This window comes from Dickeya chrysanthemi NCPPB 402 (assembly GCF_000406105.1).
GTDB lineage: Bacteria > Pseudomonadota > Gammaproteobacteria > Enterobacterales > Enterobacteriaceae > Dickeya > Dickeya chrysanthemi.
In genome coordinates this window covers 616,411-640,959 of the sequence record NZ_CM001974.1, presented here as the reverse complement: position 1 = coordinate 640,959, position 24,549 = coordinate 616,411, and the positions used below count along the sequence as shown (strand labels likewise).

At 55.7% G+C, this 24,549-nt stretch carries 24 protein-coding genes and 1 riboswitch; of the genes, 19 read left to right on the top strand and 5 right to left on the bottom strand.

What is annotated here, in order from left to right:
- Positions 1-14: 14 nt before the first annotated feature.
- Entirely contained in the window at positions 15-1,820 is a 1,806-nt protein-coding gene (locus DCH402_RS02950) for an AMP-dependent synthetase/ligase (RefSeq protein WP_039999600.1), read from the bottom strand.
- Positions 1,821-2,050: 230 nt separating this feature from the next.
- Between DCH402_RS02950 and leuL the strand changes: the two genes are divergently transcribed.
- The 5 genes from leuL to leuD all read left to right on the top strand — a co-directional run bounded on the left by leuL (position 2,051) and on the right by leuD (position 6,911).
- Positions 2,051-2,134, top strand: coding sequence for a leu operon leader peptide (leuL, locus tag DCH402_RS23345; RefSeq protein WP_107760451.1), 84 nt, complete (start codon positions 2,051-2,053; stop codon positions 2,132-2,134).
- A 93-nt stretch (positions 2,135-2,227) separates the two neighbouring features.
- Positions 2,228-3,802 carry a 2-isopropylmalate synthase gene (leuA, locus tag DCH402_RS02945; RefSeq protein WP_039999599.1) on the top strand — a complete coding sequence of 525 codons (1,575 nt, stop codon included), beginning with the start codon at positions 2,228-2,230 and terminating at the stop codon, positions 3,800-3,802.
- A complete protein-coding gene (leuB, locus tag DCH402_RS02940) occupies positions 3,802-4,893 on the top strand; it encodes a 3-isopropylmalate dehydrogenase (protein WP_012768356.1) in 1,092 nt (363 codons plus the stop codon). The genes leuA and leuB overlap by 1 nt, the downstream gene beginning before the upstream one ends.
- A gap of 2 nt (positions 4,894-4,895) precedes the next feature.
- Positions 4,896-6,296, top strand: a complete 1,401-nt coding sequence (gene leuC / locus DCH402_RS02935) for a 3-isopropylmalate dehydratase large subunit (protein WP_039999598.1) — start codon at positions 4,896-4,898, stop codon at positions 6,294-6,296.
- Between the two features lie 12 nt (positions 6,297-6,308).
- Positions 6,309-6,911 (top strand): 3-isopropylmalate dehydratase small subunit, encoded by a 603-nt coding sequence (gene leuD / locus DCH402_RS02930; protein ID WP_039999595.1) that lies wholly within the window; start codon positions 6,309-6,311, stop codon positions 6,909-6,911.
- A 73-nt stretch (positions 6,912-6,984) separates the two neighbouring features.
- Here the strand turns inward: leuD and DCH402_RS02925 are convergent, their stop codons facing one another.
- Positions 6,985-7,887 carry a siderophore-interacting protein gene (locus DCH402_RS02925; protein WP_039999593.1) on the bottom strand — a complete coding sequence of 301 codons (903 nt, stop codon included), beginning with the start codon at positions 7,885-7,887 and terminating at the stop codon, positions 6,985-6,987.
- 248 nt (positions 7,888-8,135) lie between these two features.
- Between DCH402_RS02925 and tnaC the strand changes: the two genes are divergently transcribed.
- Entirely contained in the window at positions 8,136-8,246 is a 111-nt protein-coding gene (tnaC, locus tag DCH402_RS21005; RefSeq protein ID WP_071601325.1) for a tryptophanase leader peptide, read from the top strand.
- Between the two features lie 96 nt (positions 8,247-8,342).
- Positions 8,343-9,743: a tryptophanase gene (gene tnaA / locus DCH402_RS02920; RefSeq protein WP_039999592.1), complete on the top strand. Its 1,401-nt coding sequence runs from the start codon at positions 8,343-8,345 to the stop codon at positions 9,741-9,743.
- Between the two features lie 131 nt (positions 9,744-9,874).
- Here tnaA and sgrT read toward each other — a convergent pair whose 3' ends face one another.
- Complete coding sequence (gene sgrT, locus DCH402_RS02915; RefSeq protein ID WP_071604659.1) at positions 9,875-10,039, bottom strand: glucose uptake inhibitor SgrT; 165 nt, start codon at positions 10,037-10,039, stop codon at positions 9,875-9,877.
- A 114-nt stretch (positions 10,040-10,153) separates the two neighbouring features.
- On the opposite strand from sgrT, the gene sgrR reads away from it, so the two are divergent.
- The 7 genes from sgrR to ilvN all read left to right on the top strand — a co-directional run bounded on the left by sgrR (position 10,154) and on the right by ilvN (position 17,649).
- Positions 10,154-11,821 carry an HTH-type transcriptional regulator SgrR gene (sgrR, locus tag DCH402_RS02910; RefSeq protein ID WP_039999590.1) on the top strand — a complete coding sequence of 556 codons (1,668 nt, stop codon included), beginning with the start codon at positions 10,154-10,156 and terminating at the stop codon, positions 11,819-11,821.
- Positions 11,822-11,877: 56 nt separating this feature from the next.
- Positions 11,878-12,030, top strand: a riboswitch (TPP riboswitch).
- A gap of 42 nt (positions 12,031-12,072) precedes the next feature.
- Positions 12,073-13,056, top strand: a complete 984-nt coding sequence (gene thiB / locus DCH402_RS02905) for a thiamine ABC transporter substrate binding subunit (protein ID WP_039999588.1) — start codon at positions 12,073-12,075, stop codon at positions 13,054-13,056.
- Positions 13,032-14,642, top strand: coding sequence for a thiamine/thiamine pyrophosphate ABC transporter permease ThiP (gene thiP / locus DCH402_RS02900; protein WP_039999587.1), 1,611 nt, complete (start codon positions 13,032-13,034; stop codon positions 14,640-14,642). Before thiB ends, thiP begins: the two co-directional genes overlap by 25 nt.
- On the top strand, positions 14,626-15,318 hold the full coding sequence (gene thiQ / locus DCH402_RS02895; protein WP_039999585.1) for a thiamine ABC transporter ATP-binding protein ThiQ: 693 nt from the start codon (positions 14,626-14,628) through the stop codon (positions 15,316-15,318). Before thiP ends, thiQ begins: the two co-directional genes overlap by 17 nt.
- Before the next feature lie 154 nt (positions 15,319-15,472).
- On the top strand, positions 15,473-15,574 hold the full coding sequence (locus tag DCH402_RS21000; RefSeq protein ID WP_024107303.1) for an ilvB operon leader peptide IvbL: 102 nt from the start codon (positions 15,473-15,475) through the stop codon (positions 15,572-15,574).
- Between the two features lie 113 nt (positions 15,575-15,687).
- Positions 15,688-17,352: an acetolactate synthase large subunit gene (gene ilvB / locus DCH402_RS02890; protein ID WP_039999584.1), complete on the top strand. Its 1,665-nt coding sequence runs from the start codon at positions 15,688-15,690 to the stop codon at positions 17,350-17,352.
- Between the two features lie 3 nt (positions 17,353-17,355).
- Positions 17,356-17,649: an acetolactate synthase small subunit gene (gene ilvN / locus DCH402_RS02885; RefSeq protein WP_012768344.1), complete on the top strand. Its 294-nt coding sequence runs from the start codon at positions 17,356-17,358 to the stop codon at positions 17,647-17,649.
- A 43-nt stretch (positions 17,650-17,692) separates the two neighbouring features.
- Here the strand turns inward: ilvN and DCH402_RS02880 are convergent, their stop codons facing one another.
- Positions 17,693-18,460 carry a DedA family protein gene (locus tag DCH402_RS02880; RefSeq protein WP_039999582.1) on the bottom strand — a complete coding sequence of 256 codons (768 nt, stop codon included), beginning with the start codon at positions 18,458-18,460 and terminating at the stop codon, positions 17,693-17,695.
- A gap of 190 nt (positions 18,461-18,650) precedes the next feature.
- Here DCH402_RS02880 and DCH402_RS02875 point away from each other — a divergent pair, with 190 nt between their 5' ends.
- From DCH402_RS02875 to DCH402_RS02860, 4 genes are read left to right on the top strand one after another with little or no spacing between them, the layout of a single operon-like run.
- A complete protein-coding gene (locus DCH402_RS02875) occupies positions 18,651-19,502 on the top strand; it encodes an N-acetylmuramidase domain-containing protein (protein ID WP_039999581.1) in 852 nt (283 codons plus the stop codon).
- Between the two features lie 9 nt (positions 19,503-19,511).
- Positions 19,512-20,075 carry a hypothetical protein gene (locus DCH402_RS02870; protein ID WP_039999579.1) on the top strand — a complete coding sequence of 188 codons (564 nt, stop codon included), beginning with the start codon at positions 19,512-19,514 and terminating at the stop codon, positions 20,073-20,075.
- Positions 20,072-20,638 (top strand): hypothetical protein, encoded by a 567-nt coding sequence (locus DCH402_RS02865; RefSeq protein ID WP_039999578.1) that lies wholly within the window; start codon positions 20,072-20,074, stop codon positions 20,636-20,638. The genes DCH402_RS02870 and DCH402_RS02865 overlap by 4 nt, the downstream gene beginning before the upstream one ends.
- A complete protein-coding gene (locus DCH402_RS02860) occupies positions 20,635-21,183 on the top strand; it encodes a hypothetical protein (RefSeq protein ID WP_039999576.1) in 549 nt (182 codons plus the stop codon). Before DCH402_RS02865 ends, DCH402_RS02860 begins: the two co-directional genes overlap by 4 nt.
- A gap of 84 nt (positions 21,184-21,267) precedes the next feature.
- On the opposite strand, the gene DCH402_RS02855 is transcribed toward DCH402_RS02860, so the two are convergent.
- On the bottom strand, positions 21,268-21,747 hold the full coding sequence (locus DCH402_RS02855; protein ID WP_039999575.1) for an Hcp family type VI secretion system effector: 480 nt from the start codon (positions 21,745-21,747) through the stop codon (positions 21,268-21,270).
- A gap of 179 nt (positions 21,748-21,926) precedes the next feature.
- On the opposite strand from DCH402_RS02855, the gene DCH402_RS02850 reads away from it, so the two are divergent.
- Positions 21,927-24,299 (top strand): DNA polymerase II, encoded by a 2,373-nt coding sequence (locus DCH402_RS02850; RefSeq protein WP_039999574.1) that lies wholly within the window; start codon positions 21,927-21,929, stop codon positions 24,297-24,299.
- Positions 24,300-24,549 lie beyond the last annotated feature (250 nt).

Genomic DNA, 24,549 nt, shown 5'->3' with positions numbered 1-24,549 from the left:
CGTCGAAACGTCTGCTAATCGGCGTACATGGCTTCAATTTCCAGCTGATAACGCTGATGAATGACCTTCCGGCGGAGTTTTAACGTCGGGGTCAATTCGCCGTCTTCCTGGCTAAACGGCGCCGACAGTAAGGTAAATTTCTTCACCTGCTCAAACCGGGCAAACTCTTTTTGCACCTCACGCAGCCGCTGTTCGAACAGCGACAGAATGTGACTGTGGCGCAGCAGTTCCAGGCGGTCCTGATAGCCCAGATTGATAGAGCGGGCGTACTCCTCCAGTGCCTCGAAGCAAGGAACGATCAGCGCAGACACATATTTACGGGCATCTGCAATCACCGCAACTTGTTCAATGAAGCGATCCTGCCCCAGCGCCCCTTCCAAATGCTGCGGCGCAATGTATTTGCCGCCCGAGGTTTTCATCAGATCCTTGAGGCGTTCGGTGATAAACAGATTGCCGTTGCCGTCCACCTCGCCCACATCGCCGGTTTTGAACCAACCGTCTGACGTAAAGGCGGCCTCCGTATCTTGCGGACGATGATAGTAGCCGCGCATTACGGTAGCGCCGCGCACCTGAATTTCATTTTGCTCGCCGATACGCACCTCGATGCCCGGCAGCGGCGTACCCACCGACCCGAGCCGGTCCTGATTCGCCTCCCAGCAGGACACGGTGGCGCAGGTTTCCGTCAGGCCGTAGCCATAAACGATACGCACCCCCATAGCCTGAAAGAAAGCGATGATATTATCATCCAGACGCGCACCGGCCGCTGGCAGAAAGCGAACCTTTCCTCCCAGCAACTGACGCAGGCGCGACAACACCAGTCGATCGGCGAGCTGGCAGGTCAGCGCATTCCACACACCAGTGCGTTTTCCGGCCTGCTGGCGTAAAAAACGCTTAGTGCCCTGGGCGATTCCCCAGTGAAACAGCGCCCGCCGATGCCACGGCGCCTGCGCCACTTTTTCATGGATAGCGCTAAACACCTTCTCGTAAAAACGCGGTACGGCACACATCACCGTCGGGCTGACCGCCGCCATCGCCGCACGCACCTGATTGGTATCGCGCAGGTAAACATTCTGTGCGCCGCAGTGCATGATAAAGAAGCTCCAGGCACGCTCGAACACATGCGATAACGGCAAAAAGCATAGCGACACGTCCTGTTCGCCCATCTGCAACCGCTCATCATGCAGCATCAGTTGAGTCGCCATGTTGGCGTAATCCAGCATCACGCCTTTCGGCTCGCCGGTAGTGCCGGAGGTATAGATGAGCGTGAACAGATCGCTCAAATCCCGATCGGCTACGCGCCGGCGCAGCACGGGCTCCCACACTGCGACCTCGGCACTCTCTTCGAAATCCTGCAACGACACGGCAATATCACAGCCCCGTCGGCGAATACCGTTATCCAGCAGGATAATCGTACGCAACTGCGGGCAGGTATCGCGCAGCGACATCAACAGATCAAACTGCGCCTGACCACCCACAAAAACGGTACGGATATCCGCCTCGTTGAGAATGAATGCCGCTTGCGCCGCCGCGCTGGTGGCATAAAGCGGCACGGTGATTGCCCGCAGGTGCAACAACGCCAGATCCGCCAGCGACCAGTTGATCGAATTATCGGAGAAGATCGCCACTCGATCCTGAACGTCAACGCCTAACCCCAACAAGCCACAGGCGATGCGGCGGATGCGTTCACCCACCTGATGCCAGTCGAGTTGCTGTTCCTGTTCAGGTTCCCATTCGCGAAACGCTAGCGCGTCAGGACGTTGAGCAATCTGTTGTTGAATGCGGTGAACCAGATGGTATTGCGGGAGTGAATTCGTCTTCATGCGCGTACGGGCCTGACAATATCAAAAATAGGCGTAAAAATTGGGCAGGCAGTCTACCGCGCCCATCCACGTCGTCAAAGCCATTTCCACCGCTTTTCCACCGAGAATGTGACGGATAAAACATCAGGTACGCCGCTGCCGTATGAGATCTCGAGGTTGACATCACTGCGGGAATCAAGTACCAATAAAGGCAGAACTACGTTTTCAACTTATTTGGATGATGAAACAGCATGTTTAATTTTGCTCAGCTACTAGGCCTACTACTAAACGCATCTCATGTGCGCGGTATGCCGGTGGGCGAAATTCAGAGCTGATTTCTCGTCACACACCATAAAAAACCCGCGCCGTTGCGCGGGTTTTTTTTACTCGCCGGGCGCCCAGGCAAACAGAACAAAGGAAGAAGACCGATGAACCAACAAGTGATTATTTTCGATACGACGTTGCGTGACGGTGAGCAAGCGCTGCAGGCCAGTCTGAGTGTGAAGGAAAAACTCCAGATCGCACTGGCGCTGGAAAGGATGGGCGTTGACGTAATGGAAGTGGGTTTTCCGGTTTCCTCTCCCGGTGATTTCGAATCGGTGCAGACCATCGCCCGCAACATCAAAAACAGCCGCGTCTGCGCCCTGGCCCGTTGCGTTGAAAAAGACATTGATGTGGCAGCCGAATCCTTGCGCGTCGCCGAGGCGTTCCGCATCCATACCTTTATCGCCACCTCGCCAATGCATATCGCCACCAAATTACGCAGCACGCTGGATGAGGTGATTGAACGGGCGACCTACATGATCAAACGCGCCCGCAACTACACCGACGATGTGGAATTCTCCTGCGAAGACGCCGGCCGTACCCCGATAGAGGACCTGAGCCGGGTAGTGGAAGCGGCTATCAACGCCGGCGCCCGCACCATCAACATCCCGGACACCGTCGGTTACACACTGCCGCACGAATTCGGCAACATCATCGCTTCACTGTATCAGCGTGTACCTAACATCGATAAAGCCATCATTTCCGTGCATACCCATGATGATCTCGGTCTGGCGGTGGGCAACGCCATGGCGGCGGTGCACGCCGGCGCACGTCAGGTGGAAGGCACCCTGAACGGCATCGGCGAACGCGCCGGTAACTGCTCGCTGGAAGAAGTGATCATGGCGATCAAAGTACGCAGCCAGTTGATGAACCTGCACACCGGCATCAACCATCAGGAAATCTACCGCACCAGCCAAATCGTCAGCCAGATCTGCAACATGCCGATCCCGGCCAACAAAGCGGTGGTTGGAGCCAACGCCTTCGCCCACTCATCCGGTATCCATCAGGATGGTGTACTGAAGAACCGCGAAAACTACGAAATCATGACGCCGGAATCCATCGGCCTGAAAGAAGTGCAGTTGAACCTGACTTCCCGCTCCGGCCGTGCCGCCGTGAAACACCGCATGGAAGAAATGGGCTATAAAGAAGGCGACTACAATCTGGATACGTTGTACGCCGACTTCCTCAAACTGGCCGACAAAAAAGGCCAGGTATTCGACTATGATCTGGAAGCGCTGGCGTTCATCAACAACCAGCAGGAAAGCTCAGAATTTTATCATCTGGACTACTTCAGCGTGCAGTCCGGTTCCAGTGTGATGGCTACAGCGTCCGTCAAATTGTCATGCGGCGAAGAGATATTGTCTGAAGCCGCGACCGGCAACGGCCCGGTCGATGCCGTGTATCAGGCCATCAACCGCATTACCGGCTACCCGATCAATCTGGTCAAATACCAGTTATCCGCCAAGGGGCAAGGTAAAGAAGCACTCGGTCAGGTGGACATCGTGGTGGAATATCAGGGACGCCGTTTCCACGGCGTGGGCCTGGCGACGGACATCGTCGAATCCTCCGCCAATGCGATGGTTAACGTATTAAACAACATCAAACGTGCGCAACTGGTTGAAAAAGAAGTGCAGCGTTTGCAGCAACACAACAAACACAACAGTCAGGAAACAGTGTGATGAGCAAGAGTTACCATATTGCCGTCTTACCCGGTGACGGCATCGGCCCGGAAGTGATGGCTCAGGCGTATAAAGTATTGGATGCGGTTCGCCAGCGTTTTGGTCTGCGCATCACCACCAGCGAATACGACGTCGGCGGCATCGCCATCGATCGTCAGGGCACGCCGCTGCCGCAGGGCACGATTGAAGGCTGCGAACAGGCCGACGCCATTCTGTTCGGTTCGGTCGGCGGCCCGAAATGGGAGCATCTGCCGCCGGCGGAGCAACCGGAACGAGGAGCGCTGCTGCCGCTGCGCAAACACTTCCGCTTGTTCAGCAACCTGCGCCCGGCGCGCCTGTATCAGGGTCTGGAAGCCTTCTGCCCGCTGCGCAGCGATATCGCCGCCAAGGGTTTCGATATCCTGTGCGTGCGCGAACTGACCGGCGGTATCTACTTCGGCCAGCCGAAAGGCCGTGAAGGCAGCGGCATGTACGAACGCGCCTTCGATACCGAGGTGTATCACCGTTTCGAAATCGAGCGCATTGCCCGCATCGCCTTTGAATCGGCACGCAAACGCCGCAGTATCGTCACCTCGATCGATAAGGCCAACGTGCTGCAAAGCTCGATTCTGTGGCGCGAAATCGTCAACGAAATCGCCCGCGACTACCCGGATGTTCGCCTGAATCATCTGTATATCGACAACGCCACCATGCAGTTGATTAAGGACCCGTCCCAGTTTGACGTGCTGCTGTGCTCCAACTTGTTCGGCGACATTCTGTCCGACGAGTGCGCGATGATCACCGGCTCGATGGGGATGTTGCCGTCGGCCAGCCTCAACGAGCAGGGCTTTGGTCTGTACGAACCGGCAGGCGGTTCCGCACCGGATATCGCCGGCAAGAACATCGCCAACCCTATCGCCCAGATTCTGTCCGCCGCGCTGCTGCTGCGCTATAGCCTGGGCGCAGACGATGCCGCTACCGCCATTGAGCAGGCAGTCAATCAGGCGCTGGCGGAAGGTTACCGCACCGGCGATCTGGCTAGCGGCGGCACCGCCGTCACCACTGATGAAATGGGCGATGCGATTGCCCGGTTTGTAGCAGAAGGGGCGTAATCATGGGTAAAACCTTATATCAGAAGTTGTTTGATGCGCATGTGGTACACGAAGCGCCGAATGAAACCCCGCTGCTGTATATCGACAGGCATCTGGTGCATGAAGTGACTTCACCGCAGGCATTCGACGGCCTGCGCGCCATGGGCCGCAAAGTCCGCCAGCCGGGCAAGACCTTCGCCACCATGGACCATAACGTGTCCACCCAGACGCGTGACATCAACGCCAGCGGCGAAATGGCGCGCATCCAGATGCAGGAACTGATCAAGAACTGCGCCGAGTTCGGCGTGCAGCTGTATGACCTGAACCATCCGTTTCAGGGCATCGTGCACGTTATCGGGCCGGAACAAGGCATGACACTGCCGGGGATGACCATCGTCTGCGGCGACTCCCACACCGCCACCCACGGCGCGTTCGGCTCGCTGGCATTCGGCATCGGCACCTCGGAAGTCGAGCATGTGCTGGCGACGCAGACGCTGAAGCAAGGCCGTGCTAAAACCATGAAGATCGAGGTGGCTGGCGATGCCGCCTCCGGCATCACCGCCAAAGACATCGTACTGGCGATCATCGGTAAGACCGGCAGCGCCGGCGGCACCGGCCATGTGGTGGAATTCACTGGCAAAGCTATCGAAGCGCTGAGCATGGAAGGCCGTATGACCCTGTGCAATATGGCGATCGAAATGGGCGCCAAAGCCGGTCTGGTGGCACCGGACGACACCACCTTCGCTTACCTGAAAGGCCGCCAGTTCGCGCCTACCGGCAGCGATTGGGATGCCGCGGTGGAATACTGGAAGACCCTGCGTTCCGATGCCGATGCGCACTACGACACCATCGTCACACTGAATGCCGCCGACATCGCGCCGCAGGTAACCTGGGGCACCAACCCCGGCCAGGTGATCGCCGTCGATCAAATCATCCCGGCGCCGGAATCCTTCAGTGATCCGGTAGAGCGCGCGTCGGCGGAAAAAGCGCTGGCGTATATGGGCCTGCAATCGGGCGTAAAACTGACGGAAGTGGCAATCGACAAAGTGTTTATCGGTTCCTGCACCAACTCCCGTATTGAAGACTTGCGTGCCGCCGCCGCCATCGCCAAAGGGCGCAAAGTGGCCGCCGGCGTGCAGGCTTATGTCGTCCCCGGCTCCGGCCCGGTCAAAGCCCAGGCGGAAGCCGAAGGTCTGGACAAAATTTTCCTGGATGCCGGTTTCGAATGGCGTCTGCCCGGCTGCTCAATGTGTCTGGCGATGAACAACGACCGTCTGAATCCGGGCGAGCGTTGCGCGTCCACCAGTAACCGTAACTTTGAAGGGCGTCAGGGCCGTGGCGGCCGCACCCATCTGGTCAGCCCGGCGATGGCGGCGGCAGCGGCGATCACCGGCCGTTTCGCAGACATTCGTGAACTGAATTAAGAGAGGCACTCCATGGCTAAATTTACCCAACACACTGGTTTGGTGGTGCCGCTGGATGCCGCCAACGTCGATACCGACGCGATTATCCCGAAGCAGTTCCTGCAAAAGGTGACCCGCACCGGTTTCGGTCAGCATCTGTTTCACGACTGGCGTTTTCTGGATGACGCCGGTCAGCAGCCTAACCCGGATTTCGTGCTGAACCAGCCGCGCTATAAAGGTGCGAGCATTCTGCTGGCACGCGAAAACTTCGGCTGCGGCTCTTCCCGCGAGCACGCACCGTGGGCGCTGACCGACTACGGTTTTAAGGTGGTGATCGCCCCGAGCTTCGCCGATATTTTCTACGGTAACTCGTTTAACAACCAGTTGTTGCCGGTCAAACTGAGCGATGCCGACATCGACGACCTGTTCAAACTGGTAGCCAGCCATGAAGGCATTACCTTCACGGTCGATCTGGAAGTACAGCAGGTTAAAGCAGGCGAGAAGACCTACTCGTTTGAAATAGACAGCTTCCGCCGTCACTGCATGATCAACGGTCTGGACAGCATCGGCCTGACGCTGCAACACGACGCATCCATCGCCCGCTACGAGCAGCAACAACCAGCGTTTCTGCGCTAGTTCAGCCTTACTGTTTTATTGTTCACACAAAGCCTACTTCGGTGGGCTTTGTTGCTTGCAACCTCAATGAACCTCAATGAGAACGCGGACCACGGCTCCAGTAGGCCATAAAGGTGATGGACTCCTGCGCGATACCTTTTTCCGCCAGCAGATAACGCCGCAACGCCTTCACCGCCGAGGATTCAGTCGCCACCCAGCCGAAGAACTGGCCTTGCTGCGCACTGGCGGGTTCCCAGACCTTCTCGCCATCGGCAATATCCGCCACCGCAACAGGGTGTGCCGCTACCTGCGCTGTCGGGCATGACCAATGGCGCGCCGCCTCCAGCAAACGCTCGCCATAGGTCGCGCCAGTGCCTTCGCGTGGCAACCACACCACCTCGGCGAACGGCAAATGGCGATAATCGTCAACGCAATCCGCCTGTAACGGTACTTCAATAAAGGCCTGCACCTGCGGCGGGTTATCCTGCTGCGACAACTGCTCCAGAATGCCTTTGATCGCCGGCAACGCGGTTTCATCGCCCATCAGCAGCACCTGACGGGTGTTTTCCGACAACGCCCACTCGTAGCCGCCGTTATCGCCGGCAAAGTCGCCGCGCGGCGCTACCATCTGCAACTCGGCGCCGGGCTGCGCACTCATCACCCAGGCCGAAGCCGGGCCTTCGGTGCCATGCACCACGAACTCCACCACCATTTCGCCGGCTTCGGTGTCCAGACTGCGCAGCGTGTAGGTGCGGGGAATCGGGCGTTGTTGCTTAGGCATGGCCTGCACCAGCTTATACCACTCGCCGACATCCGGCAGACGCGGCGGCGTGCCGTCCTCAGCAGGCAGCAACACTTTAATACGCTGATCCGGCGCACAGATTTTCATCTGTTTCACCGCTTCGCCACTGAATACGCAGCGCATCAGCGATGGGGTAAGCAATGTCTTATGGGCCAACGTAACATCAAACACTTTATATTCCTTTACCCCAGCCATAACCCGCCTTTACCTCTCTGGTTGTGATTCCCCGGCAATGTGCCGCCTGTCGATATTTGTGCCGATAACGGCTTCAAACTCCGCACAGTTTTATCACTTACCTTCGATAATGAGAAACATTATTGACTCAATTTCCATTCTCAAACCAATGATCGCCCGCCATCTCCGGATTGCCTGTGGGATCACGGTTTTGCCCGGCGTTTTTCGCCTACCCTGACCGTCCGGTATTCACGAGATAAGGAGACCTCATGACACGCATCATCCGGTGTTATCGCCAGAGCCTCTCCGGCGATTGTCGCCCCTGGTTCAACATCGATCACCGCCTCACCAACGATTTCCCACGCCCGTTTCATGCCTGATTCAGCTTTGCTCTGATTTTTTCCTGTTATTTCAATTTATTTTTGACGTCATACAGCGACGGCGATGTCTGCTGACGGGCGTCGTGGAGATATTGCATGAAACGCATCCCCGAACCTTTTCGCATCAAAATGGTAGAAAACATCCGTATGACCACCCGCGACGAACGGGAGCGCGCCCTGCAGGAAGCAGGCTATAACCCGTTTTTGTTGCGCAGTGAGGATGTCTACATCGACCTGCTGACCGACTCCGGCACCGGCGCCATGAGCGATCGCCAGTGGGCCGGGCTGATGATGGGCGACGAAGCCTACGCCGGGTCGCGCAACTACTACCATCTGTGCGATCAGGTCAAAGCGCTGCTGGGTTATCCGTTCACCATTCCGACGCATCAGGGGCGCGGCGCAGAACAAATCCTGTTCCCGTGTCTGATCGCCAAAAAGCAGCGCGCCGGCGGCGGCAAGAAACCGGTGTTCATTTCCAACTTCCATTTCGATACTACTGCCGCTCACGTGGAGCTGAACGGCGCGCGCGCCATCAACGTGGTGACGCCAAAAGCCTTCGACACCACCGCTTATTACGACTGGAAGGGCGACTTCGACCTTGACCTGCTGCACACCACCATTGAACAGCACGGCGCGGATAACGTGGTGGCGATCATCACCACCGTCACCTGCAACAGCTCCGGCGGTCAGCCGATTTCGATGAGCAATATGCGCGAGGTGTATCGCATCGCGCAGCAGCACGGCATTCCGGTGGTGATCGACTCCGCCCGCTTCTGTGAAAACGCCTGGTTCATCAAACAGCGTGACCCCGGCTACGAAAACCGCTCGATCAAAGCGATCGTCCACGAGATGTACCAATACGGCGACATGCTTACCATGTCGGCGAAGAAAGACCCGATGGTGAACATTGGCGGCCTGTGCTGTTTTCGTAGCGACGAAGAGCTGTTCAACGAAGTGCGCATCCGCTGTGTGCCGATGGAAGGTTTCGTCACTTACGGCGGGCTGGCCGGGCGCGACATGGAGGCGCTGGCCATCGGTCTTGAGGAAGGCATGAACGAAGACTACCTGACCTACCGCATCGGCCAGGTGACCTACCTTGGCGAGCGCCTGCGCGCCGGCGGCATCCCGATTCAGTACCCGGTGGGCGGACATGCGGTATTTGTCGATGCGAAAAAACTGCTGCCGCATATCCCGGCGGAACAGTTCCCGGCACAGGCGCTGAATAACGCGCTTTATCTGGAAGCGGGCATCCGTAGTGTGGAAATCGGTTCATTGCTGCTGGGGCGCGACCCGGATACCGGCGAACAAAAACCGTCGCCGCTGGAACTGCTGCGCCTGACCATTCCGCGCCGGGTGTATACCAACGATCACATGGATTACATCGCCGACTCGTTGATCGCACTGAAGGAGAGAGCCAGCGATATTAAAGGACTGACCTTTACCTACGAGCCGCCGGTATTACGCCACTTTGTGGCTCGCCTGAAACCGGTGGAATAACGCGCCACCATAAAAAACGGCTATAAAAAAAGCCAGCGGAGCACTCCGCTGGCTGGTGAACAGCACCATTACTCAGAACACTGTGGCGGTTTCCCGCCGACGTTCTCACTCTCATTCGATGGCCGCCGGCCTTATAACCAGCGGCGATACTCTTCCTCATCCATTTCCCGGATCTGCCATTGGGTAACCTGCAACAACAACGCCATTCGTTGTGCGGCGGCGAGTGCGCCCCATCCCCGGCGACAGCCCTGGCAAAGCCAGTAACGATAAAAGCGCAATAACCGGCACATATTCATATTGCTGCCTCCCCTTCACGGCGGTTCACGCACTGAACCATTCACTGACTGAAAGTATCCGCGTAATATAGGGAAAAATATATTGATGACCTTGAGTCGTGGAGTTCCCCTTTTATGTCCTCGCCACGTCTGCAACAGCAGTTCATCCGGCTATGGCAATGCCTGCAGGGTCAGGATACCGACACCACGCTGCAAGAGCTGGCGCTGCTGCTCAACTGCTCCCGCCGCCATGTCCGCTCCCTGCTGAGCGCGATGCAACAACAGGGCTGGCTCACCTGGCAGGCGGAAGCCGGGCGCGGTAAACGCTCGCGCCTCGGCTTTCTCTACACCGGGTTAGCCCTGCAACAGCAGCGGGCTGAAGACCTGCTGGAGCAGGACCGCATCGAACAACTGGTGCAACTGGTGGGCGACAAAGAAACCGTGCGCCAGATGCTGCTGTCACACCTCGGTCGCAGCGTACGGCAAGGGCGCCACCTGCTGCGCATCCTCTATTACCGCCCAATGCATAACCTGTTGCCCGGCAGTGCGTTACGCCGCTCGGAAACCCACATCGCCCGCCAGATATTCAGCGGGCTGACCAGCCTAAATGAGGAAAATGGGGAACTGTTGCCGGATATCGCCCACCACTGGCAGGCGCTGTCGCCGCTGCACTGGCGTTTCTATTTGCGACCGGCCATTCGTTTTCACCATGGCCGGGAACTGACGATGGAGGACGTGATCGCCTCGTTGTCCCGGCTGACTGCGCAGCCGCTGTTCTCACACCTGACCGCTATCTCCTCCCCCACGCCGTTCGTGCTGGATATCCGGCTCAACATGCCGGACAACTGGCTGCCGTGGCTGCTCGGCAGCGTACCGGCGATGATCCTGCCGCAAGAGTGGCAAACGCTGCCGGACTTTATGCGCCAGCCTGTCGGCACCGGGCCGTATCAGGTGGTGCGCAATTCGCCCAACCAATTGAAAATCGCTGCGTTTGACGACTATTTCGGCTACCGGGCGCTGATTGACGAAGTCAGTATCTGGGTACTACCCGATGCGCCGACCATCCCCGCCTGTACCGTCACGCTACAAGGCGACGACACCACGGACAATGAACTGGAGAACCGGCTGGAAGAAGGCTGCTATTTCCTGTTGTTCGACCGCCGCTCGCCGCAGACGGCGGACTCGGAAGTCCGCCACTGGTTGTGTCAGGTACTGAGTCCGGTGGCGATGCTCGCTTTGGCCGACACGCCTTACCAGAGCGACTGGTCCCCCGCTTACGGTTTGTTGCCACGCTGGCATCACAGCCCGCCACGGGCGGTGCGGGAAAAACCAGTCGGCCTGACGCACCTCACCCTCACCTGCTACCGTGACCACCCCGAATACGAAGTGATAAGCGGCATTATGGGCCGCCTGCTGGCATCGCACGGCGTCACGCTGACGCTGCGCAGTCTGGAGTTCGACGCCTGGTGCCAGGGCGACGAAGCCAGCGATCTCTGGCTCGGCAGCGCCAACTTCTACCTGCCGCTGGAATTTTCGCTGTTCGCGATGCTGTACGAACTGCCGTTACTGCGACACTGCCTGGGAGAGGACGAGCTGGAACACACCGCCCATCAGTGGCGTCAAGGCGCCCTGTCGCTGGCGGAGTGGTGCCAGTCGCTGGTCAGCCGCCAGCAACTCCATCCGCTGTTCCATCACTGGTTGCGGTTACAGGGACAAGCCAACATGCGGGGGCTACGCATGAACACGCTGGGCTGGTTCGATTTCAAATCGGCCTGGTTCGCGCCGCCGGACCCAGCATCATGACCGCTTGCCGCTGGTCGTGATGCTTTTCCTGATGTGACAAACACTTTACAATAGCGCTGTTCTCAACGGGGTGCGGCCAACATTCATGTACCAGTCGTCATGCACGAAGAGTCATGCACGAACAACCATGCACGTTTGCGTCGCTGAGAAAATACCCGTCGAACCTGATCCGGTTAATACCGGCGAAGGGATTTGAGACTGCATCCTGCTTGCTCAAAGACCTTTGCCGCCTTCAACAATGGGAGCGCAAAGTGTTAAAGAAATTATTGTCCTGCCTGTTACTGCTGTCCGCCCCTGTATTCGCCAAACCGACTCTGACGGTCTACACCTACGATTCGTTCGCCTCGGAATGGGGCCCCGGCCCGGCTGTCCAAACCGCCTTTGAAAAAGAGTGCGACTGTGAACTGAAATTCGTGGCGCTGGAAGATGGCGTCGCTCTGCTCAACCGCCTGCGTATGGAAGGCAAAAACACCCCGGCGGACGTGGTGCTGGGGCTGGATAATAATCTGGTGCAGGCGGCGGCGCAGACCGGCCTGTTCGCCCCACATGCCGTCAATACCAGCACGCTAACCGTGCCCGGCGGCTGGCGCAACGAGACTTTCCTGCCCTTCGATTACGGCTATTTCGCCTTCGTCTATAACAAAGACAAGCTGAAAAACCCGCCGAAAAGCCTGCATGAGCTGGTGGAAAGCGGCCAGCGGTGGACCGTTATCTATGAAGATCCGCGCACCAGCACGCCGGGTCTGGGGTTGTTGCTGTGGATGCAGAAAGTCTACGGCGAAAAAGCGCCGCAGGCCTGGCAGAAACTGGCGGCCAAAACCGTCACCGTCACCAAAGGCTGGAGCGAAGCCTACGGCTTGTTTCTGAAAGGCGAAGCCGATCTGGTACTGAGCTACACCACCTCACCGGCTTACCACCTCATCGCCGAGAAGAAAGACAACTATGCCGCGGCTAATTTCAGCGAAGGCCACTACCTGCAGGTGGAAGTCGCCGCACAACTGGCCGGCAGTAAAAATCCGCAACTGGCGGCACGCTTTCTGCAATTTATGGTAAGCCCGACCTTCCAGCAGATCATCCCGACCACCAACTGGATGTACCCGGTTGTCAAAACCGAGCTGCCGACGGGCTATAACACCCTGTCTCTGCCGGCTACCGCGCTGGAATTTACCCCGCAGCAGGTGGCGGAACAGCGGGCGAATTGGGTTCAGGCATGGCAACGCGCCGTCAGCCGCTAATTCCAGGTTGGCTATGGCCGGGGCTGCTGGCGGCGGTGCTATTGATTAGCACCGCCGTGCTGGCGTTCGGCGCGCTGTGGCTGGACGCGCCCGCCACGCCCTGGCAGTCGCTGTGGGATGACGGCTACCTGTGGCATGTCGTTCGCTTCAGCTTCTGGCAGGCGCTGCTGTCGGCGTTGCTTTCCACCTTACCCGCGCTGTTTCTGGCGCGGGCATTGTACCGCCGCCGTTTTCCCGGCCATCGCCTGCTGCTGCGCCTGTGCGCAATGACGCTGGTGCTGCCGGTGCTGGTGGCGGTATTCGGCATTCTCAGCGTCTACGGTCGGGAAGGCTGGCTGGCGCGTCTGCTGATGCAGTTCGGTATCGAATACCGTTTTTCGCCTTACGGTTTGCAGGGCATCCTGCTGGCTCACGTCTTTTTTAACCTGCCGTTGGCAACCCGGCTGTTTTTGCAGGCGCTGGAAGGGATTGCCACCGAGCAGCGTCAGTTGGCGGCCCAGCTCGGCCTGCGCGGCTGGCACTTTTTCCGGCTGGTGGAATGGCCGTGGTTGCGCCGCCAGTTGTTGCCCGCCGGCGCGCTGATTTTCATGCTGTGCTTCGCCAGCTTCGCCACCGTGCTGGCGCTGGGCGGCGGTCCGCAAGCCACCACCATCGAACTGGCTATCTATCAGGCGCTCAGCTTTGACTATGACCCGGCGCGCGCCGCTCTGCTGGCGCTGTTGCAGATGGTCTGTTGTCTGGGGCTGGTGTTACTTAGCCAACGGCTCGGTCGGCTGCTGGCAGTAGGCGTCAGCAACCGTCAGCGCTGGCGCGACCCGCAGGACAGCCTGTTCAGCCGGGTTGCCGATACGCTGTTGATTGCGGCAGCGCTGTTGCTGCTGCTGCCGCCGCTGCTGGCCGTCGTGGCGGATGGCCTGAACCGTTCGCTGCCTGACGTGTTGCGCCAGCCCGCACTATGGCAAACGCTCTGGACCTCGCTGCGCATTGCGCTGGCCGCCGGAGCGCTCAGCGTGGTGCTGACGCTGATGCTGCTGTGGAGCAGCCGGGAGCTGAAACTGCGCCGGCAGCGGCTACCCGCGCAATGGCTGGATCTGAGCGGAATGCTGATTCTGGCGATGCCGGGGATTGTGCTGGCGTCCGGTTTCTTCCTGCTGTTCAATCGCACCATCGGGTTACCGTCTTCCCCTTACGGGCTGGTGGTGTTGACCAACGCGCTGTTGGCCATCCCTTATGCGATGAAAGTACTGGAAAACCCGATGGTTGATACGGCGGCGCGTTACGGCTTGTTGTGTCAGTCGCTGGATATCCGCGGCTGGCATCGCCTCAGGGTAGTAGAACTGAAAGCGCTGCGCGCACCTATCGCACAAGCGTTGGCCTTTGCCTGTGTGCTATCGGTGGGTGATTTCGGCATCATCGCCTTGTTTGGCAACGAGCAGTTTCGCACTCTGCCGTTTTACCTTTACCAACAAATTGGCGCTTATCGCAGCGCCGATGGCGCGGTAACGGCGCTGTTGCTGCTGCTGCTGTGCTTTATGCTGTTTACCCTGATTGAGAAACTGGCAGGCATGAATGATCGCGCTCGATAAGTTGACCTACCTCTACCAACACCTGCCGATGCGCTTCGATTTACAGGCGCAACCCGGCGAACGCCTTGCCATTCTGGGCCCGAGCGGCGCGGGGAAAAGTACCTTGCTGAGCCTGATCGCCGGTTTCCTGCCGGCCGACGGCGGCCAGCTACGGCTCAACGGACAAGATCATTACGCCACGCCGCCGGCGAAACGCCCGGTATCGATCCTGTTTCAGGAAAACAACCTGTTCCCTCATCTGACGCTGGCGCAGAATATCGCGCTGGGCCTGCACCCCGGCCTGAAACTGACCGAGGAGCAACGGGATACATTGCGCGATATCGCCTGCCGCATGGGGCTGACGGACCTGCTGGAACGCCTGCCGTCACAGGTTTCCGGCGGTCAACGGCAACGGGCGGCGCTGGCGCGTTGTTTGATTCGTCGGCAACCGATCCTGCTGCTGGACGAACCGTTCTCCGCGCTCGACCCGGCGCTGCGTCAGGAAATGCTGTCGCTGGTGGATGAGATTTGCCGCGAGCGGCAGTTGACGCTGCTGATGGTATCGCATCAGTTGGAGGATGCCATGCGCATCGCGCCGCGCAGCGTGCTGGTGGTGGACGGCCACGTCTATCACGACGGCCCGACCGGGGAACTGGCGCGCCACCCGAATGCGGCACGCATCCTGGGTTTGCGGTGACGGCTCGCGCTGAAATAACGGAATGAAATCCTTACTAAATAAATGTGATCTTACGCACGATTTTGCGTTTTCAGCGCGACAGAGCCTTGTCTGATTTTCCGCACTCATGGTTATATGAGAGCGCAGATTAACCAAAACGAACATAAGGTTCCCCGTGAAACACACCACCTCTACTTTCGCACTACTCAACAACACCGCGCTGCTTGACGCGGTCGTCGTCGTGCGCGTGGTGGTCGTGGTCGGCAGCGCGCCGTAACGGGTTCCGAATCAAACCTAGATTCCCAAACCCCGCCGGCGCAAGCCGAGCGGGGTTTGTTTTATCCACCCACCCCGCTCCTCCTGACACCGGCTCTGATAAAGGATATGACTATGCGTTATACAGGAGCTGAGCTGATCATCCGTCTGCTGGAGCAGCAAGGCATCACCACAGTGACCGGTATTCCGGGCGGCGCAGCATTGCCGCTGTACGATGCGTTGGGAAAAAGCCGTACTCTTCGCCACGTACTCGCCCGCCATGAACAGGGAGCCGGATTCATCGCTCAGGGGATGGCGCGCGCCAGCGGTAAAGCGGCGGTTTGTCTGGCCTCCAGCGGGCCCGGCGCCACTAACCTGCTCACCGCCATCGCTGACGCCAAGCTCGATTCCATTCCGCTGGTGTGCATCACCGGTCAGGTGCCGTCAAGTATGATCGGCACCGATGCCTTTCAGGAAGTCGACACCTACGGCATCTCAATCCCGGTCACCAAGCACAACTATCTGGTACGCGACATCAGCGAGCTGCCGCAGGTGATTAACGATGCCTTCCGTCTGGCGCAATCCGGCCGTCCCGGCCCGGTCTGGGTGGATATTCCCAAAGACGTGCAAACGGCTACCATTGAGCTGGCGGAGCTGCCCGCACCAGTCGCGTTGTCCCCGGCTCCCGCCATCGACGCCAACGCCCTGCACGCCGCCGCTGCGATGATCAATCAGGCCAAACGTCCCATTCTGTATCTGGGCGGCGGGATCATCAGCGCCGGGGCGCATCAGCAGGCTATCGAACTGGCAGAGCGTGCCGGGCTGCCGACCACCATGACGCTGATGGCGCTGGGCGCCATGCCGGTGGATCACCCGCTGTCGCTCGGCATGCTCGGTATGCACGCCGCCCGCTATACCAACCTGATCCTGCAACAGTCGGATTTGTTGATCGTGCTGGGCGCGCGCTTTGACGATCGCGCCATCGGCAAAGCGGAAGAATTCTGCCCGGATGCCCGCGTTGTCCATATCGATATCGATCCGGCCGAACTCGGCAAGATCCGCCAGCCGCACGTGGCGCTTCACGCCGATGTGGCGCAGGCGCTGGATCAATTACTGCCGCTGGTCGAGCGTCAACCGCGCACCGAGTGGCTCGAACAGGTTCGCACCCTGCAACGTGATTTCCCGTTCAACATGCCGAACGTCGACGATCCGCTCAGCCATTATGGGTTGATCCGTGCGGTGGCCGACCAACTGGACGATCAGGCCATCATTACCACCGATGTGGGCCAGCACCAGATGTGGGTGGCGCAGGCCTATCCGCTGCGGCGTTCACGCCAATGGCTCACCTCCGGCGGTTTCGGCACCATGGGCTTTGGCGTACCGGCCGCTATCGGCGCGGCGTTGGCGGAACCGCAGCGCACCGTAGTCTGTTTTTCCGGCGACGGCAGCCTGATGATGAACATTCAGGAAATGGCTACTGCTGCGGAAGAGAACCTGAACGTCAAAATCGTGCTGATGAACAACCAGTCGCTGGGGCTGGTGCACCAGCAACAGGAACTGTTCTACAAACAGAACTTTGTGGCCTCAGATTACCGCTACCAGACCAACTTTCTGGCGATTGCCGCCGGCTTCGGCTTCGCCACTTGCGATCTGAACGCGGCTGAAAACCCGCAAGCCGCACTGCGCGACGCACTGCAACGACCCGGCCCTGCATTGATTCACGCCGCTATCGATATCAACGAAAAAGTGTTTCCGATGGTACCGCCGGGTGCCGCCAACATTGAGATGATTGGAGAGTAAATTATGCAGACTTCATCGACAACTGGACAGGTCACGCTGGAACTCTCGGTACGCAACCACCCGGGCGTGATGTCGCACGTGTGCGGGCTGTTCGCCCGTCGCGCGTTCAACGTAGAAGGCATCATGTGTATGCCGCTGCCAGGCAACGAGCAAAGCCGCATCTGGCTATTGGTGAAAGACGATCAACGCCTGCCGCAGATGATCAGTCAGGTAGAAAAGCTGGAAGACGTATTGCAGGTAACTCGCCACGGCGAAGAGATGAAAATCTTTGATCAGGTCGCGGAGTTTTACCGCTAACCTCAGGTGCGATACCGGGCAAACCGGTATCGCGTCGGCTCATTTATCCATTCAAAATCTGCCACAACAGACGCCGATACACCGGCATCAACGGATGCTGCCACAACTGCCACAGACTAACGGCGGCGATAACCGATAACAGTGGCGCCAGCCAGCGCAGACGCGAAGCCGTCAACCAGCTGGTTGATGCGGCATCTTCCCCACGAGGGACGCGCCACCAACGCCACAGCAACCAACCCGCACACCACAGCAGGATAGCCGTGACCAACAGCAGCCATTTAAAGCTGCCGCTATCGGCCTGTTTGGGAATATCAATCGCCACCCCCGCCAGAATGCCGGGCATCAGGTATACCGGCGGCCAGGTGAGGCAGCCGATGATATTCGGCAGCGCAAAGCGCCGGGGCGACAACTCCAGCATCCCCGCCACCATCGGAACCAGCGGGCGGGTCGGGCCAAAAAACCGCCCGATCAGAATCGTCGCCATATTATGCTGGTGCAGCATTTTTTCCGTGCGATACAGATACGCCCGATGCTTTTGCAGGAACGACCAGTTATGCAACCGGTCCTTAAAACGCCAGCCAATGAAGTAGGAGATCCAGTCCCCCAGCAGGCAACCGATGATGCCCATGCCCCAGGCCGGGTATAGCCCCATATTACCGCTACCGATCAACGCCCCCAGCGACGCCATCATCAGCGTGCCGGGCAACAGCAGCCCCACCAGCGCCAGTGACTCCAGAAACGCCACCAGCAATACCGCCGTCAACGAATACGCTAACGATTGTGTGATCAGATGCTCCAGCCAGGCTTCCATAAACCTCTACATTTCTGCTTTTTTATGAACAAAGATAACGGGATGATAGCAGGAAACGGCAGGAATATGGCAGATCGTAGTAAAAACGCGGCTGAGGCGAAGCTCACCATGACTGGACAGCCATGTCCTTGAAGCAGCACCCTTTTGTTGTTATAAAAGCATCACTTTAAGAAAATAAATGGATTGACTCATGGAAGAAGCGAGGATTGCTTTTCCTGTTGGCAAAGGGCAAGTCAACAGGGTTGAGGACGTAAAAACCGTTCAACAGTTACTGAACAGCCGCTCAAACGGAACACTGAGCGTTGACGGTATTGTCGGCATCAGAACACAGGCAGCCATTATCCACTTTCAGCGCCAGATAGTAGGAATGGGTACGCCTGACGGTATTGTCTCCCCGCACGGACCTACACTGAGCAAATTAAACCATCTTCACACCCGACGCCCGGCAACCTCTCAGCCATCGTTCTCTGCCAATTCCGGCGACAGCGTTTCCGAAGAGCTCTACCTGAATGCAGCCAGAGAGCTAAACTGCGAAGTGGCGGCAATTAAAGCGGTTGTTATGACCGAAACCGCGCTAAATAGCGCATTTCTCAGTCCAGGCAAACCCAAAATACTTTATGAACGGCACTACTTCCGACGGCTAACTCAAGGTAGGTATGATCGGTCGCATCCGGATATATCGGGTGATCAATACGATCGTTATGGTTCAAATAACCGTCAATACGAGCGGCTTGAACAAGCAATAAGACTAGACAGGCGAGCAGCATTAATGTCGGCCTCATGGGGAGCTTTCCAGATTATGGGGGCAAATTATAGAACAGCTGGCTTTGATGATATCGAAAGTTTCGTAGCCGCGATGAGTCATATTAATGGGCAAGTATTTGCCTTCATCAATCATATAAAAAGCTCAACAGTTCTACTTTCAGCGCTACAACATAAAGACTGGAAAAAATTTGCAAGACACTATAATGGCAAGGATTACGAAAAGAAAAAATATGATTTAATTATAGCTAACAACTATAATCTACTAACAAATAGATAAGGATAAAAAATGAAAAAACTCCTGACATACTTAATCATATTATTATCATTCGAATCTTACGCATCTATAAACTTAAAAAAACCTGAAAACATTGATTTTTCCAGGCAACTTACTGAAAAAACAAAACCATTAGAGATAAGCGATATCAACATAGAAAAAGATCAAACATTTGAAATAGAAAAGGATGGGCTATATCTAGGAACACTAATTCCTGCCGAAGGGTACTATAAACAATATAATCCACTATGTTTTATTGGTTGGTCGATAGACAAAAAAGAAATCAGCAATATTGTGCCATCTATTGGTCAGGGTGATTTTGAAAATTCAACCTGTTTAAGCCTCGATGCAGTGGGGAAAATAGACGTTAGCGATAAAACATATATAGGCTTCGTTTATACTGTTGGGTTAAGAGATAGACGAGCAAAAAACTACTTTTTGCTTGAGCTGGATAAAGATAAAAGAACGATCGTAGATAAAAGTACAGTTATTGATGAACTACAGAATAATGGTGAGAAAAAAAGCATTACTGCACTCCGAAAATATCTTGAAAACACCAAGGAGAAAAAAGAATGAGAGCGATATCAATGATATTCTTTATGGTAATATCGTTGCACTCTTACGCATCAATTAACTTAATAAAAAACAATGAAGAGTCACTGACAAAACAAGCCATTGAAGATGCAAATCAAAGAGGCATTATTGATATAAAAATACAAGAAGAGCAAATTTTTGACATTAATGAAAACAATAAAAACATAGGAACAATAATACCAGGAAAAGGATTTTATAAAAATTACTATCCGGTTTGTTTTATTGGCTGGTCTACTGACAAGAAGACAATATCCAATATTGTCTTATCAATGGGGAATGGTGACTTTGAGTTTTCACAATGCGAAACCCTTGACGCGCTAGGAAAAATAGAATCCGCAGGAAAGGTATTCATTGGATTTGTTTATTCAGTCGGTTTACCTGATGATAGAACGGAGCAAAATTATTTTTTATTGACGCTAGATCAGGATAGAAGAGCTATTGTAGATAAAAGTAAACTTGTAGAACCTCTGCAAAATACCAATGAAAGAAAAAGTATTTCTGCAATCAGAAGACATCTTAAAAAGGTGATGGAAGATAAAGAATGAAAGTTCTGTTGGCAATACTCATATTAATAATTCCATTGAGTTCATATTCTACTATTAAACTAACTAAAATTAATGAGAGTAGCATATTGAAGAAATTGATAATAAAAGGCCAAGCATCAGATATCAGCCGCATAAAAATACAGAAAGATCAGACTTTCGACATCAGCGAAAACGGAAAATACATAGGCACTATCGTACCCGCAGAAGGATATTACAACAACATTGAACCGCTCTGTTTCATTGGATGGTCTTCAGATAATAAAAATATCTCAGATATAAAAGTCTCTATCGGTCGGGGATTTTTTGAAACGGTGACCTGCCTGAGTCTCGATGCGGTAGGAAAAATTGAAGTTAAAGGAAAAACGTTCATTGGTTTTGTTTATACCGTAGCATTACGCGACAGAACATCGCAAAACTATTTTTTACTTGAATTAGATAAAGACAGAAAAACAATAGCAGACGTAAGTCATATAATTGAAAAACTACAGTTTTACTCTGAGAAGAAAAGCATTATCGACCTCAGGAAATACCTCGAAGAAAACTAGAATTCCATACCCGATTAAAGTCATTCAATTATCAGGCACCTGAATTAAATTAGGTGCCTGACAAGCTAACAACATGACTGCCAGTTAAAACAGCTGGCTTTCCCAAATACAATAAGCACTGGTTCCGGCTTTGACATGTTCGCATAACATGTTTTTATAAGTAAAAGAGATAAACTCTTCTGGTTGATATTCATTGTGCGTTATTGAACTGGGATAGTGCATTCTGATATTTTTTACTTTTGCATCGGTCAATTTTATTGAGAAATATTGCTCCACCCCCCCATTCTCTGAGGTTCGATAGAAAATGAAAGCACAGGTTAAATATTCATTCTCGTTTAATGCGCTCAATAATAATGGTGTCGATTTATCAATGGGCTTCCTAATTTCAACAGGTTGATATGCAACATTATCGATGCGCTCTGCTGCATTGTTTAGCTCATAGACAAAAATCTCATTTTCATGACCTTTTTGCCATTTATTCCCCATTGAGTCATAAGATCCACACCCCGAAGAGATCAGCCCCTGATTTTTACCTTCTATTTTCAGATAAATGATATTGGCCATGAAATGCCCTTTAATTCCATATTATGGATGATATAAAAAAGTAGCGAGGTCACTATAATAATTTAATGCTTAACCAGCAAGTGGACAGCTCTATTGAAACAAGTCCTGAAACTGGACAAGGACTGTATATATATCCATAATTCATTGCATTACTCCACTTACTCATCCGACAATACGCCATGACCCTTTCCCCACCGCGTCAGGGATTTGTACTGACCCGCCACTGGCAGGACACGCCCGCCGGCGTGCTGGTCGAATGCTGGCTGGCAACCGACACCGGCCCCTGCCGGGTCAGGTTATCTCCACAGCAGGCGGTGGCGTTTGTCCCCGTGCGCCATCAGGCGCAGATTAGCCGGTTATTGAGCGGTGAAAAGCACTGGCAACTGCGGCCGCTGACGCTGAAAAACTTCCACCACGAACCGCAACTCGGGCTCTACTGCCTGCACTACCGCCAGTTGCTGCGTCTGGAGAAGAAACTGCAGGAAGCGGGAATTCCGGTGTACGAGGCAGATATCCGCCCGCCGGAGCGGTTTCTGATGGAGCGGTTTATCACCGCACCGGTCTGGTTCAGTGGCGAAGAGACTGCCGACGGCTTGATCGATCACGTGAAGCTAAAACCCGCACCGGATTATCGCCCACCGCTGAAAACCGTGTCGCTGGATATCGAAACCAGCCGTCACGGCGAGCTTTACTGTATCGGCCTGGAAGGGTGCGGCCAGCGTCAGGTGTTTATGCTGGGGCCAGAAAATGGCAACAGGGATGATGCTGGCGACCTGACGCTGGAGTACGTCGCCAGCCGTCCACAACTGCTGGAAAAACTCAATCAGTGGCTGCACACCTATGACCCGGACGTAATCATCGGCTGGAATCTGGTGCAGTTCGATCTACGGGTACTGCAACAGCACGCTGAGCGTTACCGTATCCCGCTGCGGCTCGGACGCAGCGGCCAGGAACTGGAATGGCGCGAGCATGGTTACCGGCCGGGGCATTTTTTCGCCGGTGCGCCGGGTCGATTGATCGTCGATGGCATCGAAGCGCTGAAGTCCGCCACCTGGAATTTTGCCTCGTTCAGCCTGGAATTCGTCTCCCAGTCGCTGCTGGGTGAGGGGAAAGCCAGTGATAATCCTTACCAGCGGCTGGAGGAAATCGAACAGCGCTTTCAGCAGGACAAACCTGCATTGGCGCGTTACAACCTGAAAGACTGCGAACTGGTGACGCGTATCTTCGAGAAAACCCATTTGATCGATTTTTTGCTGGAACGCGCCAGTGTCACCGGACTGGTGGCGGACCGCAGCGGTGGTTCCGTAGCGGCGTTTACCCACCTCTACCTGCCGCGTATGCACCGGGCCGGGTTCGTGGCGCCCAACCTCGGCGAGGTGCCGCCGGAAGCCAGCCCCGGCGGCTACGTGATGGATTCCCGCCCCGGCCTGTACGATTCAGTGCTGGTGCTCGACTACAAAAGCTTGTACCCCTCCATCATTCGCACGTTTTTGATTGACCCGGTTGGGCTTATCACCGGCTTGCAGCAACCCGATGAACAGCATGCGGTAGAGGGTTTTCGCGGCGCCTGGTTTTCCCGCCGCCAGCACTGCCTGCCCGCCATCGTGGAAGAAATCTGGCATGAACGCGACCTCGCCAAGCAGGAAAACAACAAGCCGTTATCACAGGCGTTAAAAATCATCATGAATGCGTTTTACGGCGTGCTGGGGTCCAGCGGTTGCCGCTTTTTCGATCCACGCCTCGCCTCCTCGATCACCCTGCGTGGCCATGAGATCATGCGTCAGACCCGTTCCCTGATTGAAGCCAAAGGTTATCAGGTGATTTACGGCGACACCGACTCGACCTTCGTCTGGCTGAAGCACGCCCACGGCGAGGACGAAGCGAACATCATTGGGCATGAACTGGTGGCGTATATCAATGACTGGTGGCAGCAGCATCTGCACCAGCAACACGGGTTGATCAGCGCGCTGGAGATGGAGTACGAAGCCCATTTTCACCGTTTTCTGATGCCCACCATCCGCGGTGCCGAACTGGGCAGTAAAAAGCGCTACGCCGGCATGACAGTAACGGCACAGGGCGAACAGATGGTGTTCAAAGGGCTGGAAACGGTGCGTTCCGACTGGACGCCGCTGGCACAGCAGTTCCAGCAACAGCTTTACCAGCGCATCTTCCACCGCGAACCGTATCAGGAGTGGGTACGGGAGTACGTGGCGAAAACGATGAACGGCGAGCACGACGACCTGCTGGTATACCGCAAACGTCTGCGTCATAAACTGAGCGACTATCAGCGCAACGTGCCACCGCAGGTACGCGCCGCCAGAATGGCCGACGACTACAACCGCCGGCACGACCGCCCTTTGCAGTACCAGAGCGGCGGCTGGATAAGCTACGTCATCACGGTGAACGGCCCGGAACCGCTGGAGAATCGTCACTCAATGCTGGATTACAATCACTATGTGGAAAAACAGCTGCAACCGGTGGCCGATGCTATCCTGCCTTTCATTCACGATGATTTTGCTACACTGATTACCGGACAGATGGGGCTATTTTGACAATCCGGTGGTGCCTGACAGGTGACGAACAGGTCACCATCCAGTACCATAGCGCCCTTTCAAAAATATCAGGCGTGGGCCCACGTCTGTCATTTAGACAACGGTCATTTAGACAACGGTCAATTACATCCGGGGCGCTCCCCACACCCGCATCACAGGCTGTGCACGACATCATCATTGTCGCGCAGGGCGGGTAAGGTATTGCCGGACGCAGGGGTCGGCGGCCTCCTGTTCAGACATTCTCCGACAA